11 protein-coding genes and 5 pseudogenes are annotated in these 13413 nt (G+C 69.6%); 10 read left to right on the top strand and 6 right to left on the bottom strand.

Annotated features, from left to right (window positions below; genetic code table 11):
• From BW737_RS13030 to pyk, 10 genes and pseudogenes are all read left to right on the top strand, one after another.
• Nucleotides 1-1391: pseudogene (locus tag BW737_RS13030) on the top strand (proteasome accessory factor PafA2 family protein); the annotation flags it as partial.
• Entirely contained in the window at nt 1388-1570 is a 183-nt protein-coding gene (locus tag BW737_RS13025) for a ubiquitin-like protein Pup (RefSeq protein WP_086615948.1), read from the top strand. The pseudogene BW737_RS13030 and the gene BW737_RS13025, both read left to right, overlap by 4 nt.
• 2 nt (nt 1571-1572) lie before the next feature.
• Nucleotides 1573-3032, top strand: a pseudogene (gene pafA / locus BW737_RS13020) (Pup--protein ligase).
• Nucleotides 3029-3796, top strand: a complete 768-nt coding sequence (locus BW737_RS13015; protein ID WP_086615949.1) for a hypothetical protein — start codon at nt 3029-3031, stop codon at nt 3794-3796. Before pafA ends, BW737_RS13015 begins: the two are co-directional and overlap by 4 nt.
• Entirely contained in the window at nt 3757-4362 is a 606-nt protein-coding gene (locus BW737_RS13010) for an FKBP-type peptidyl-prolyl cis-trans isomerase (protein WP_086615950.1), read from the top strand. Before BW737_RS13015 ends, BW737_RS13010 begins: the two co-directional genes overlap by 40 nt.
• A gap of 2 nt (nt 4363-4364) precedes the next feature.
• Nucleotides 4365-5133, top strand: a pseudogene (gene hisF, locus BW737_RS13005) (imidazole glycerol phosphate synthase subunit HisF).
• Nucleotides 5134-5177: 44 nt separating this feature from the next.
• Nucleotides 5178-5612, top strand: a complete 435-nt coding sequence (gene hisI, locus BW737_RS13000; protein WP_257210834.1) for a phosphoribosyl-AMP cyclohydrolase — start codon at nt 5178-5180, stop codon at nt 5610-5612.
• A gap of 24 nt (nt 5613-5636) precedes the next feature.
• Nucleotides 5637-6461, top strand: coding sequence for an indole-3-glycerol phosphate synthase TrpC (locus BW737_RS12995; protein ID WP_086615952.1), 825 nt, complete (start codon nt 5637-5639; stop codon nt 6459-6461).
• Nucleotides 6462-7333 (top strand): annotated as a pseudogene (gene lgt, locus BW737_RS12990) (prolipoprotein diacylglyceryl transferase).
• A gap of 26 nt (nt 7334-7359) precedes the next feature.
• A pseudogene (gene pyk, locus BW737_RS12985) lies at nt 7360-8810 on the top strand (pyruvate kinase).
• On the opposite strand, the gene BW737_RS12980 reads toward pyk, so the two are convergent.
• From BW737_RS12980 to BW737_RS16325, 6 genes are all read right to left on the bottom strand, one after another.
• Complete coding sequence (locus tag BW737_RS12980) at nt 8698-9402, bottom strand: hypothetical protein (RefSeq protein WP_218961923.1); 705 nt, start codon at nt 9400-9402, stop codon at nt 8698-8700. The pseudogene pyk and the gene BW737_RS12980 sit on opposite strands and share 113 nt — an antisense overlap.
• Entirely contained in the window at nt 9399-10025 is a 627-nt protein-coding gene (locus BW737_RS12975) for a hypothetical protein (RefSeq protein ID WP_086615953.1), read from the bottom strand. Before BW737_RS12975 ends, BW737_RS12980 begins: the two co-directional genes overlap by 4 nt.
• Before the next feature lie 71 nt (nt 10026-10096).
• Nucleotides 10097-10918 (bottom strand): ABC transporter ATP-binding protein, encoded by an 822-nt coding sequence (locus tag BW737_RS12970; protein ID WP_218961922.1) that lies wholly within the window; start codon nt 10916-10918, stop codon nt 10097-10099.
• Nucleotides 10911-11969: a FecCD family ABC transporter permease gene (locus BW737_RS12965; protein WP_086615955.1), complete on the bottom strand. Its 1059-nt coding sequence runs from the start codon at nt 11967-11969 to the stop codon at nt 10911-10913. The genes BW737_RS12970 and BW737_RS12965 overlap by 8 nt, the downstream gene beginning before the upstream one ends.
• On the bottom strand, nt 11950-12621 hold the full coding sequence (locus BW737_RS16330; RefSeq protein WP_180272221.1) for an ABC transporter substrate-binding protein: 672 nt from the start codon (nt 12619-12621) through the stop codon (nt 11950-11952). Before BW737_RS16330 ends, BW737_RS12965 begins: the two co-directional genes overlap by 20 nt.
• Nucleotides 12618-13106: a TroA family protein gene (locus tag BW737_RS16325; protein WP_180272220.1), complete on the bottom strand. Its 489-nt coding sequence runs from the start codon at nt 13104-13106 to the stop codon at nt 12618-12620. Before BW737_RS16325 ends, BW737_RS16330 begins: the two co-directional genes overlap by 4 nt.
• Nucleotides 13107-13413 lie beyond the last annotated feature (307 nt).

Here is a 13413-nt window from a genome sequence, read left to right as displayed (position 1 = left end):
CAGCCCGGCCCGCGCCCCAGCGCCGCCGAGGCCGCCCTGCCGCAGGCCAGCACCGCCGTGCTGACCAACGGCGCCCGCCTGTACGTCGACCACGCCCACCCCGAGTACTCCTCCCCGGAGGTGCTCACCCCCCACGACGCCCTCGTGTGGGATCGCGCCGGCGAAGTGATCGCCCGCCGTGCCATGGCCGCCCTCGACCCGGAGGACGGGGAGATCGTCCTGTACAAGAACAATGTCGACGGCAAGGGCGCCGCCTACGGCTCCCACGAGAACTACCTGGTGCGCCGCGAGCTGCCCTTCGAGACCCTGGCCGCCGCCCTGATCCCGTTCTTGGTGACCCGGCCCGTGTTCGCCGGGGCCGGGCGGGTCGGCATCGGGCAGCGCAGCGAGACTCCCGGCTTCCAGATCAGCCAGCGCGCCGACTACGTGGGCACCGACATCGCCCTGCAGACCACCTTCAACCGGCCCATTGTCAACACCCGCGACGAGCCGCACGCCGACGCCGCCCGCTTCCGCCGCCTGCACGTAATCAACGGCGACGCCAACCGCTTCGACGTACCCATCTACCTGAAGGTCGCCACCACGAGCCTGCTGCTGTGGTACCTGGAGCGCGCCCACGACCGCGGCCAGGGCCTCGGCGCCCTCACGGACCTGCGGATCACCGCCGACCCGGTCGAGGAGCACTGGGCCATGTCTCACGACCCCGCCCTCACCTACGCGCTCGCCACCGCCCGCGGCCGGCTGACCGCGCTGGAGATCCAACGCGCCCACCTGGAGGCCATCGCCGCTGCCCTGCGCGAGGACTACGGCGGAACCGGGGCTGAATACGTCGGCCTGGCCACCGCCCGGGCGCTCGCGCTGTGGGAGGAGACGCTCGCCGCGCTCGAGGATTACGCGGCCTCCCGGGGCACCCCCGCCCAGGCCGAAGCCACCGCCCGCGCCGCGCAGCTGGTGGAATGGGTCGCCAAGCTCCAGCTGTGCGAGGGACTGCGCGCGCGCTCCGGCACCGGCTGGGACGATCCGCGCCTGGCGGCCGCCGACATCCAGTGGGCCGACCTGCGCGCCGGGCGCGGCCTGGCCGAGAGGCTCATCGCCGCCGGCCGCACCCGTAGACTGACCACCGACGCCGAGATCGAGCCGCCGCCGACCGTCCGCCCGCCGGCACGCGCGCCGCCGTCCGCGGCACGGCGGTTGCCAACCACGCCGCCGTCGTCGCCGCCTCCTGGACCAGCCTCGTGCTGGACGTTCCCGGGCACGCCGAGCTGCTGCGACTGCCCCTGCCCGACGCCGTGACCGTCTCGGACGCCGAGTTGGCACGTATCCTGGGCGCCGTCCAAGATGCCGTCACCCCCGCAGAACCGGAAGACTCAGAAAGTCAGTCACGCCCATGAGCCTCAACGAACAGATCCAGCCCACCCCCGAGCCCGCCGTCCCCGACCCGGCGCCGGCCGTCGGCTCCGGGCAGACGCAGACCGCCGGCGTTGACGAGATCCTCGACGAGATCGACGCCGTCCTGGAGACAAACGCCGCCGCCTTCGTCCAGGGCTTCGTCCAGAAGGGCGGGCAGTGAGGGTGCAGGCCTGCCCGGCCAACCCCGTCGGCCGCCGCGCCCCCGCCCGGCGGATCATCGGCGTCGAAACCGAGTACGGCATCACCTGCGCCTCCACGAACGGCGGGCCCCCGCCGCTGGACGCCGACCATGCCGCCCGGGAGCTGTTCGCCCCCCTGATCGCCCGCGGCCGCTCCTCCAACGTCTTCACCCGCGGCGGCGCCCGCCTGTACCTGGACGTCGGCTCCCATCCCGAGTTCGCCACCGCCGAATGCGATCGCCTGACCGACCTGCTAGCCCAGGACCGGGCCGGCGAGCTCATCATGGCCGACCTGGCCCGGCAGGCCAACACCCGCCTGGCCGCCCAGGAGGTGCCCGGCCGCATCCACCTGCTCAAGAACAATCTCGACGCCGAGGGGACCGGCTTCGGCTGCCACGAGAACTACCTGGTGCGCCGCCGCGGCGACTTCTGGAACGACGCCCGCACCCTGGTCCCGCACCTGGTCACCCGGCAGATCCTGGTCGGGGCCGGCCACATCCTCACCGATCCGGTCGGCACCCGCCCCGCCCGCTACGTCTTCTCCCAGCGCGCAGACCAGATGGAGGACGCCGTCTCCTCGGCCACCACCCGTTCCCGCCCGCTCATTAACACCCGCGACGAGCCGCACGCCGATGCCGAGAAGTACCGGCGCATGCACGTGATCGTCGGGGACTCCAACATCGCCCAGGGCTCCACGCTGCTGAAGGTCGGTGCCATGGACCTGCTGCTGGACTACCTCGAGGCAGGCGGCGACCTGACCGACCTGCGCCTGGCCGACCCCATGCGGGCGATCCGCGACACCTGCCACGACCTGACCGGCACCGTACTGCTCGAGTTGGCTGACGGACGCACCATCACCCCCGTCGAGTTGCAGAGCGAGCACCTGGAACGCGTGCGCGCCCACGCCGACTCCGAACTGGACCTGACCGACGCCCACCGGCACGTACTGGAGCTGTGGGAGCGCGGCCTGGAGGCCGTGCGCACCGGGAACCCGGCGCTGGTGGCCACCGAACTGGACTGGGCCGCCAAGCAGCAGCTGCTGACCCGCTACGCACAGCGCGCCGACACCGGTCTGGACGATCCGCGCGTGGCCCGTCTGGCCCTGGCCTATCACGACGTCGACCCCGCCGACGGACTGCGCCTGCGCCTGGAGGCCACCGGGCTGCTCAAACGCATCGTGCCCGAGACCGCCTGCCGCGCGCCGTCGACACGCCTCCGGCCACCACCCGTGCCCACCTGCGCGGCGCCGCCGTGGCCCGCGCCGAAGAGCTGCGCCGCGACCTATCCGTCGACTGGGTCAACCTCAAGCTCGACGACGGACACACCCGCCCCGTCGCCCTGCGCGATCCCTTCGCCGCCGTCGACGCGCGGGTGGACGCGTTGCTGACCGCCATGGAGGAGCCCGAGCCCCCGCGCTCTGGCATACTCGTTACCAACCCATGAACCCGTACGCCGATGAGACCACGCCCGTGCCCGCGTCGGGGCCGGACGGTAAGCCCTTGACCCGCCGCCAGCTGCGCGAGCTCGAGCGGGAGTTCGAGCGTGCCCGGCAGCGCAGTCTCGAACAGCACGCCGCGGCGCCTCCGCCTGCGGTCGTTCATGTTGACGGCGGCCCAGGAATCCCGACGGCCGTCAGCTCATTGACCGATGCCCCGCAGTCCCAGGAGGAGGAGCCGCCGACCATCACCGGCGCCCAGCGGGCCATCGGCGCTGCCCTGGGCCGTCCCCGCCCGCGCGGGCATGCCGCCGTCGTGCTGGCGGCCATTGTCGTCGCCGCGATCGTGCTGGTTCCCGTCGTCGTCTCCCGCCTCGGCCACGGCGCCGCCCCCACCGTCGTCGTCACCAGCCAGGTGACCGCGGCCGACGCCCCCATCGAGACGGTGCTGGAGGTCGCCGGCCGGGTCGGCGCCGTCCCCGTCGTCTCCCTGCTCTCCCCTCTGGCCCCCGCCACTGCCATCACCACCGACACGCTGATCGCCGGCCAGGGCCGCACCCTTGCCGCCGGCGACGCCGTGCTGTTGTCCGTCTCCACCTTCTCCGGGACCAGCGGCGAAAACACCACCGGTACCTCCACCGGCGTGCGCATTTACCGCGGCACCGTCGACGCCACCTCCCTCGGTGAGGTCCTGGCCGACACGGTCACCGGCGCCACCGAGGCTCCCGCCTGGTGCTGCGTGCGCCCGTCTCCGCCGCCGACGGCGCCGTAGCCACGGAAATCACCGTTGTCGACGTGTTGCCCACCACCGCGTCCGGCGAGGACCAAGCCCCCGCCGCGGGCATGCCTGCCGTGGCCTTCGCTGACGATGGCACCGTCTCCCTGTCCGTGAAGGATCTGGACGCCCCCACCCGGACCACCGCCAGTGTGCTGGTGGCCGGCACCGGGCAGCAGATCAACTCCGGAGACGTCATCATTGCTCGCTACGCCTTCGTCAACTGGTCCAATAACAGCCTGCGCGCCTCCAACTACGGCGCCACCACCGTCCCCGGCATCATCGACATGTCGAACACCATGTCCGGCATTGCCCAACAGCTGGTGGACGCCACCGTCGGCAGCCGCATCGTGCTGGCCCTGCCGGCCGACCAGGCGGCCGGCGACGACGCCCTGGCTGTGGTCATCGACGTCCTCGCCGTCGTCGCCGACGATGCCCTCACCGACGCCCCCAGCCCGCAGGCCACGCCCACCGGCGTGGTGCGGGTAACCCCCAGCCCCGACGCGGCGCGGCCAGCCGCAGCCGCATCTGCCGACGCATACGCCGGCAAGGAGGAGCAGTAGACATGAGTGTTGCCGTGCGTGTAATCCCATGCCTGGACGTCAAGGACGGCAGGGTGGTCAAGGGGGTGAACTTCACTGGCCTGCGTGACGCCGGCGACCCGGTGGAACTGGCCGCCCGCTACGACGCCCAGGGCGCCGACGAGATCACCTTCCTGGACGTGTCCGCCTCCGCGGAGGGGCGGGCCACCATGCTCCAGGTCGTCGCGGACACCGCGGAGCAGGTATTCGTGCCGCTGACCGTCGGCGGCGGGGTGCGCAGCGTGGACGACGTCGACCGGCTGCTGCGCGCCGGCGCGACAAGGTCGGCATCAACACCGCTGCCATCGCTCGCCCCGAACTGCTCACGGAGGTCGCCTCCCGCTTCGGCAACCAGGTGGTGGTCCTGTCGGTGGACGCCCGCCGTTGCCGCCCGGCGTGACCACTCCCTCCGGTTACGAGGTCACCACGCACGGCGGCACCCGTTCCACCGGCATCGACGCCGTGGAGTGGGCGGCCCGCGCCGCCGAACTTGGTGCCGGCGAGATTCTGCTGAACTCCATGGACGCCGACGGCGTCACCGGCGGCTTCGACCTGGAGATGCTCGACGACGTGCGCCGCGCGGTGCACATTCCGCTGATCGCCTCCGGCGGCGCCGGGCAGCCCGAGGATTTCGCGGCCGCCGCCAACCACGGCGCCGATGCCGTGCTGGCCGCCAGCGTCTTCCACTACGGCACCATGACCATCGGGCAGGCGAAGGACGCGCTGCGCGCCGCCGGTCACCCGGTGCGTTGAGCCGCAGCACCGGACCCCGTCGGTGGGGTGCCACAATGACCCCCGTGACCGAGTCTCACACCAGCCCCTCCCCGTTGCCGCCCGAACTGTCCGCACGCCTCAAGCGCGACCCCGCCGGACTGGTGGCCGCCGTCGTCCAGCAGTACGACACCCGCGAGGTGCTCATGCTCGGCTGGATGGATGATGAGGCCCTGCGTCGTACGCTGACCGAGGGACGCGTGACCTACTGGTCGCGCTCCCGGCAGGAGTACTGGCGCAAGGGAGACACCTCCGGCCACCACCAGTACGTCAAGGCCGTTCACCTGGACTGCGACGGCGACGCCCTACTGGTGGAAGTCGACCAGGTCGGCGCCGCCTGCCACACCGGCACGCGCACCTGCTTCCAAGCTGGCGGGGACCTGGGCGCGGTTGTGGGGGAGCGTCCCTCCAGTCGGGATGGATTTGCCTGTACGGCCCCGTCCGGTAACCATGAGGGTTGAGATACTTAAAGGGGGCGACCGACGGTGAACACCTTCGAAGAGCTCGCCGCTGCGGCCCGAGCCTGTGTGGCTCAGCGCGAACAGCGCGTCCCGCTGACGGAGCTCAAGGAGGCCGTGCGCGCCGCCCCCGCCTGCCGTGACGCCGTTGCCGCCCTGCACGGCGAGGGCCGGGCCGTCTCCGTAATCGCGGAGGTCAAACGCGCCACCGCCACCTTCGCGGATCTGTCCGGAGTCGGGGATGTGGCCATCCTGGCCGGCTTCTACGCCGCCGGCGGGGCCGCCTGCGTGTCGGTGGTGACCGAACCCGTACGGTCCCACGGGCGCCTGGCCGACCTGGACGCCGTGCGCGCCGCCGTGGATGTGCCCGTACTGGTCAACGACGTTGTGGTCACCCCTTACCAGGTGCATGAGGCCCGCGCCCACGGCGCCGACCTGCTCATGCTCGATGCCCGCCTGCAGCCCCTGATCCTGGAGTCCCTGATCGAACGTACCCACTCCCTGGGCATGGCGGCCGTCGTCGAGGCCCACTCGCGGACCGAGGCCATCACCGCCGTCCAGTCCGGTGCTCGCTTCGTTGCCGTCGACGCCCGCGACCCGGAGACCCGCCAGGTGGACCGCTCCCGCTTCGAGCAGGTCGCCGAGGTTCTGCCCGCGGGCGTCACCCGGATCGCCACCGGCGGTGTGCGCGGCCCTTACGACGTCATGAGCTACGCGCGCGCCGGTGCCGACGTCGTACTGGTCGGCGAGGCGGTCATCCGTTCCGCCGACCCCCAGCAGTTCGTCGCCGAGTTGGTTGCCGCCGGCAGCCACCCGGCACTGTTTCCCGCTCCCCACCGAGAGGCGCCGTAAGTGCCCATAGCCCTGCTCAACCCCGCCGCCGCGCTCGCAGCCGCCATCCCCAGTCCGGCCCGCGGGGTGTGGTACCTCGGGCCGTTCCCCCTGCGCGCCTACGCCCTGTGCATCCTCGCCGGTGTGTTCGTCGCCGTGTGGTGGGGCGACCGCCGCTACCGCGCCGCCGGCGGGGCACCCGACCAGGTGCTGGACGTGGCCCTGGTGGCGGTGCCCGCGGGCATCATCGGCGCTCGCCTCTACACGTGGTCACCTCCCCGGACGCCTACTTCGGCGCGCACGGCAACCCGGCGCTGATCCCGCAGATCTGGCGCGGCGGCCTGGGCGTATGGGGCGGCATCTTCTTCGGGGCGCTGGCTGCCGCCTGGATGGTGCACCACCGCGGGCTGCGCTGGGCGCCGTTCGCCGATGCCATCGCCCCGACACTGCTGGTCGCGCAGGCCATCGGCCGCCTGGGCAACTGGTTCAACCAGGAGCTGTTCGGCTCCCCAACCACCCTGCCGTGGGGATTGCGTATCGACGACGCGCATCTGCCGGCCGGCTATACCTCCGGCACCCTGTTCCACCCCACCTTCCTGTACGAGGCGCTGTGGAACCTGGCCGGTGCCGCCTTCCTGGTGTGGTTGGAGCGGCGACTGCGACGGCGCGACGGCGCCGTGGGCGGGAGGCTGCTGTGGGCCTATGTAATGGTTTACACGGCCGGCCGCGTGTGGATCGAGTGCCTGCGCATCGACGAGGCGCACGTGATCGCCGGGCTGCGTCTGAACGTGTGGACCTCCATTCTGATCTTCCTGGTGGGGCTGGTCTGCTTCGTGGTGATTTCGCATCGGCCGCTCAACGACGAGGTAACTCGCGCAGGAGGTTCGTCGTAGGGGCGAGAGTCATTTAGTCTTGCCCCATGCGCAGAGCGAAGATCGTATGCACCCTGGGCCCCGCCACCGACTCACCCGAGCAGGTGCAGGCGCTCGTCGACGCCGGCATGAACGTGTGCCGCATCAACCGTTCCCACGGACGTGCCGAGGATCAGGAGGAGGTCATCGCCCGCGTGCGTGCGGCCGCCGAGGCCTCCGGGCGTGCCGTCGCCATTCTGGTGGACCTGCAGGGCCCGAAGATCCGCCTGGGCAACTTCGTGGACGACCAGAAGGTCATGCTGAACAAGGGCGACGAGTTCACCATCACCACCGACGACGTCCTGGGCACCGTTAAGCGCGTGTCCACCACCTTCAAGGGACTGCCCGGCGACTGCCGCCCCGGTGACCGGCTGCTGATCGACGACGGCAATGTGGCGGTCCGCGTCACCGCCGTTACCGACACCGACGTGCTCACCCGGGTGGAGGTGCCCGGGTACGTGTCCAACCACAAGGGCATCAACCTGCCGGGTGTGGCCGTGTCCGTACCCGCCCTGAGCGAGAAAGACCGCGAGGACCTGCGCTGGGCGCTCAAGATCGGCGCCGACCTGATCGCCCTGTCCTTCGTGCGCAACGCCGAGGACATCAAGGATGTCCACGAGATCATGGACGAGGTGGGCGTGCGCATCCCCGTGATCGCCAAAATTGAGAAGCCGCAGGCGGTGGAGAACCTGATGGATATCGTCTCCGCCTTCGACGGCATCATGGTGGCCCGCGGTGACCTCGGCGTGGAGATGCCCCTGGAGGCCGTGCCGCTGGTGCAGAAGCGCGCCATTGAGCTGGCCCGCCGCCAGGCCAAGCCGGTGATCGTGGCCACCCAGGTGTTGGAGTCGATGATCCAGAACCCGCGCCCCACCCGCGCCGAGGCCTCCGACTGCGCCAACGCGATTCTCGACGGCGCCGACGCGTCATGCTGTCCGGGGAGACCTCCGTGGGTGCCTACCCGATTGAGGCGGTGCGCACCATGGCCAACATCATTGAGAATGTGGAGGAGAACGGCGGCGAGCGCATTGCCGCGTTGGGCTCCTACCCGCAGACCCGTGGGGGCGCCATCACCCGGGCGGCCGCCGACATGGGCGAGCAGTTGGACGCCACCTACCTGGTGACCTTCACCCAGTCAGGCGATACCGCTCGCCGCCTGTCCCGCCTGCGCTCGCCCATCCCGCTGCTGGCCTTCACTCCGCTGCGCTCCACCCGCAATCAGCTGTCGGTCTCCTGGGGTGTGCAGACCTACGAGGTGCCCGAGGTCAAGCACACGGACGACATGGTCGATCAGGTGGATGAGGTGCTGCAGGCCAAACACCTGGCCCAGCCGGGTGACGAGGTGATCATCGTCGCCGGCATGCCGCCGGGCACGCCCGGCTCCACCAACTCCATCCGCGTGCACACCGTGGGGGAGCGCAGCGACTACCGGGTGTCTGCCCACCGCAGCACGCAGTAGAGCAGCTGCGTGGCGCCGGGCATGAATCCCGCCCCATGGTGGTAGCACGGTCCATGGTTGTAACCAGGATCGCGCCGGGTGTACTGGACTCATCCAGGAAGGTCGTCACCCCCGCCTCGGCACCGTCCTCCTGAAGCGCAACCAGCGGCACCGCGCCGTCGGGCGGTCGGAAGATCCCGTGATGGTGCCAGATCACCGAGCGCTCCGACAGAAAGTCCCAGATGGGGTGTTCCAGGCTGCGGCGCCGCATGCCGGAGTCCTCCCCGGTGCGCCACCACCAGAAGTTGGTGGGTCGGGGCTGCCATTGCAGGTCCGGCAGCCACTCGTGGGCGGAGTTCTCCCCGAAGACGACCAGGGTCCCGCCGCGTTCGGCGACGGCGCGTATGGCGGCGGCGTGTCGCATGAGCAGCCGGGGATGTGAGCGGTCCGCAACGAGTAGCCCGTCAAGAGCGGCGAAGTCCGCCGTCGTCGCATCGGGCAGGTACAGGTCTACCAGGCGGTAGGGGCGCAGCGCGGGGTCCGCGAGGGTCCGGAGTTGTGATCCGGTTCCGGTGTGGGCGAAACCGATGTTGGGTGTGGATGCGGGGGTCATGCTGCACCTCCGAGCCAGTTACGGATGTTATCGGTGAATCGAGTGAGGGTGGTGCCCGGGGTATGGGCGAAGATGGCCAGGTCCAGGCCGGCGTGAACCACCACCAGTCCGTCTCCTACCGGGATCTCGACGTCGATCGGTGCCCGCAGCGGGCCCAGGCCGTTGATGATCGTGCTGCCCTCCGGTAGTTCCATCAGATACCCTCGGCCGTAGAAGCCGGCTACACCGAACCGTGTCAGGGCCTCCCGGGTGCGGGGAATGTGCGGTCCTGAGCGGTAGAGCAGTTCCTCGACGTCAATGCCGTCCCACACCGGGTGGGCGGACAGGCTGGTGATGCCCAGGTCACGCGGTCCGTGGTACTCCAGCAGCCGCCATTTGGGCAGCCCGGTCACCCAGGCCTCGACGACGTGGCCGTTGACCAGCATGCGGCCGCCGGTGCGCAGGAACGCATCGAAATGCTCACGGTGGCGGGCCAGGTGCCGCTGGTCGCACATGCCGGAGATGAGGACGCCGGGCGCGTGTTTCAGCGCGCCGACGTCCAGGTCGTAGGGGTCGAGGGGATGGAAGCCCTCCGGCACGGCGGCTGCCCCCATGGCGGGGGAGTGTCCCTCGGGTGCGGGCATGAGCCAAAGCGGTTCGTCATCTGCACTGGTGTTCTCCGTCCTATTTGGAATGGTGTGCGTACGGCGGGGGTCTACCCGGCGCTGGGTCGGCGGATGCCGTAGTCCGGGACGACGACGCGTTGCGGCAAGCCACCGATGTTTACCTCGGGGGTCGTGACCGGCAGGCCGTACAGCGAGGAGAGGGTGGCGCCGGTCAACAGCTTGGCGGTGCCGTCCACACGAATATCCGCGGCATTCACGATCAGCAGTGTCTGGTCGGCGATCCGCAGGGCGTGCTCCGGGTGATGACTGGTCATCACCACCGCCATGCCGTCCTCGGCCAGGGCGTGTAGGACGCCGAGGACACGAGCCTGGTTGCGCAGGTCGAGGGCGGAGGCGGGCTCGTCCAAGATGAGTGTCCGGCAGCCGGTGGCCAGGGCGCGGGCGATGAGCACCAGCTGCCGCTCACCGCCGGACACGGTCTGGTAATCGCGGTCGCGCAGGTGGCTGATGCCGACGCGGTCCAATGCTGCCGCGGCGGCCTCGCGGTCGGCGGGACCCGGACTGGCGTAGGCGCGTACGAATCGGGCCCGGCCCATCAACACCATGTTGAGCACGGAGAAGGCGGCCGTCGCGCCGTGGGACTGCGGGACAAAGCCGATGACCGCACGTCGGGTCACCTCGCCCTCCGTGGGTTTGCGCACCCCGGCCAAGCAGGTGACCAGTGTGGTTTTGCCGCGTGCATTCGGCCCGAGCACGGCCAGTACCTCCCCAGCCTCCACCTGCAGGTCGACGCCGCGGAATATCCACTCGCCACGGCCATAGCGGAAGCCGAGGCCGGTGGCGTCGAGCACTGCCGCGGAGCTCCTTGTCCGGTCCGAGTCGATTGTTGTGCCGGTGGTTGTGCTAGTCACTGAGCCACACCCGCCTTCTGAAGCGCACCAGCAGGACTACGAAGAACGGGGCGCCGATGATCGCGGTGAGAATGCCCAGCGGCACCTCGACCGAGGCGACAGAGCGGGCCAGCGTGTCCACCGCGGTCAAATAGCCGCCGCCCAGCAGGAAGGAGGCGGGCAGCAGCACGCGGTTGTCGCCGCCGACGAGCAGACGAGCCAGATGGGGTACAAGCAGTCCCACCCAGCCGATCACGCCGGAGACCGAGATGGCTGCGGCAGTAAGCAGCGCCACCGCCAGCAGCGCCGCATTGCGGTAGGGGGTGGGAGGCACGCCCAGGGCGCGGGCGTCGTCGTCGCCGAGGGACAGAATGTTCAACCGCCAGCGCAGCAGGAAGACGGTGAGGGCGCCCAGCAGTATCGGCGGCAGAGCCGTGAGCACGCTGCCCCATCCGGCTGTCGCTAGAGATCCGAGCAACCAGAACGTGATGGCGGGCAGGTCCCGGTACGGGTCGGCGACATAGGTGAGCAGCGAGGTCAGTGCGCTGAACAGAGCGCTGATGACCACGCCGCCGAGCACGATCATCAGCAGCGGCGCGCTGGAGACGATGCGGCTGAACACCATAACGCATCCGAGCGCCCCGAGCCCGAACAGGAAGGCGCCGCCCACCAGCCAGGAGGATCCCAACCCGAGCACCATGGTCAGCACACCGCCGAAGGAGGCTCCGGCAGAAACGCCGAGCACCTGCGGGCTTACCAGCGGATTGCGGAACACCGACTGCAGTACGGCTCCTGCCGTCGCCAGCGCCGCACCGACGAGGAAGGACAGGACCACTCGCGGCAGTCGCACCTCGAACACGATGCTCTCCTCCTGGGCGTACCAGGTGCGCTCCAACGGCAACACGCGGTCGAGCAGCATGCGGGCCACCTCCACCACCGGGATGCCGAAGCGGCCAGCTGCCAGCGCCAGCAAACACACGGTCAGCGCAACCATCCCGATGACGGCCACCGTCAGTCGGGGCATGCTACGGCGGGGCCGCCCGGAGGGAGCTTCAGCGGGAGAACTGGTCATAGCCCTGCGCCTCGGCATTGTCATCGAACCGCAGGATCTGATCGATCTCATCCTCCGAGAGCGAGTAGCCATAGAGGAAGTCGTAATTGTCCCGCATCTGCTCGCGCAGGTCGTAGGTGGCCGCGTCCGGGTAAGCGATTTGGGCCGCCCACATCATCGTAAGGTGCGACTCCGCGCTGGGAGGATCCCACCAGAAGCCGCCGGAGGGAACCGCATATACCTTATGATTCTTGACCGCTCGCAACTCGGACAGGGCGGAGTCGGCATACAGCTCGGCCGGCGTCAGGGCCGTCATGGAGGAGACGAAGATGATCTCCGGATCCCAGGCGAGCAGTTGCTCCACACTGGTGGCGTTGGAGGTCGAATAGTCGATGTCCGCGCCAATGTTCGTGGCCCCGCACAACGTCATCCAAGTGTTCATGTAGCCGCGGCTGGAACTCATGCCGGCGTTGTAGCCGGAGTCGCCAGCAGAGCGCAGGAACAGCACCGTGGGGGAGGAGTCCCGTTCGGCGGCGAAGGCCTCCAATGAGACGATGGTCTCGTGCATGCGCTGGAGGATCTGCTGACCGCGCTCCTGACGCTGCAGCAGGGTTGCGAACATCTGAATCCACTGCTCCAGGTACTCCTGGGTGCCGTAGCGCAGGCCGATCACCGGATATCCGGCGGCTCGATGGGGTCGATGTAGGTGGTGGAGTCTCCCTGATCGGCCCACTGGATGACCACGTCGGGGTTGATACGGGTGATCTCCTCGACGTTCGGGATGAAGTCGGAGTTGGCAATGGTGTTGTTTGAGATCGCCGCGGGGAACATGGTCTCGAACACCGAGCCCCGGTCGCGTTTGACAGTGGACTCGTTGACGCCGTCGATCCGGTCGTAACTCTGGTCTATGGCCGTGAGTATCGACGGGGAGGGGATGACCGTGGTGACGACGCTCGTGATCGGCCGGGTGAAGGTATGGGTCTTGTCGCGCTGGTCGGTGATAACGATCGGCTCGGGCAGGGTGGCGCCGTCCTGAGCGGACACGTCCTGGCCGGAGCGGGAGGAACAGGCGCCGACGGTCAGGATTACGGGCAGTGCTGCGGCGATCCCGGCGGCCGTCCGCATTACGTTGCGCCGCGAGTAGGAGTACGCGTGCATGGAGCTCCTTCAGGGCCGAGGGTGAGCCGCTCCGCGGGTCCTACCCCAGAGCAGCCGGGTTAGCACTGCCTACCCTAAATTGCCGTGATCGTTTTGTGAACGGTTGACGGGTTGTCAGTTAGAGGAGGGACCCGGTTGCTGCTGGGTGCGCGGGTGTACTTGCGCCGTTCAGTCTGGTGGTACCTCCGGTGGGACTCGAACCCACAACACTCCGAGACGCCCAAAAACGCCTCTCGCGCTAGATCGGCGCTAGACATCACAATCTGTCGGTGCACGTATGACGCCGGTAGACGCTCGTGCCGTCTAG

Source organism: Actinomyces ruminis (assembly GCF_002154335.2).
Lineage (GTDB): Bacteria > Actinomycetota > Actinomycetes > Actinomycetales > Actinomycetaceae > Actinomyces > Actinomyces ruminis.
This window is presented reverse-complemented; position numbering and strand designations above follow the sequence as displayed.

What these genes read in the sequence shown, in the direction of transcription:
- BW737_RS13025 (WP_086615948.1), top strand. Translation starts at nt 1,388, where the DNA reads ATGAGCCTCAACGAACAGATCCAGCCCACCCCCGAGCCCGCCGTCCCC.
- BW737_RS13015 (WP_086615949.1), top strand. Translation starts at nt 3,029, where the DNA reads ATGAACCCGTACGCCGATGAGACCACGCCCGTGCCCGCGTCGGGGCCG.
- BW737_RS12980 (WP_218961923.1), bottom strand. Translation starts at nt 9,402, where the DNA reads ATGACCCCCGCATCCACACCCAACATCGGTTTCGCCCACACCGGAACC.
- BW737_RS12975 (WP_086615953.1), bottom strand. Translation starts at nt 10,025, where the DNA reads ATGCCCGCACCCGAGGGACACTCCCCCGCCATGGGGGCAGCCGCCGTG.
- BW737_RS12965 (WP_086615955.1), bottom strand. Translation starts at nt 11,969, where the DNA reads ATGACCAGTTCTCCCGCTGAAGCTCCCTCCGGGCGGCCCCGCCGTAGC.
- BW737_RS16325 (WP_180272220.1), bottom strand. Translation starts at nt 13,106, where the DNA reads ATGCACGCGTACTCCTACTCGCGGCGCAACGTAATGCGGACGGCCGCC.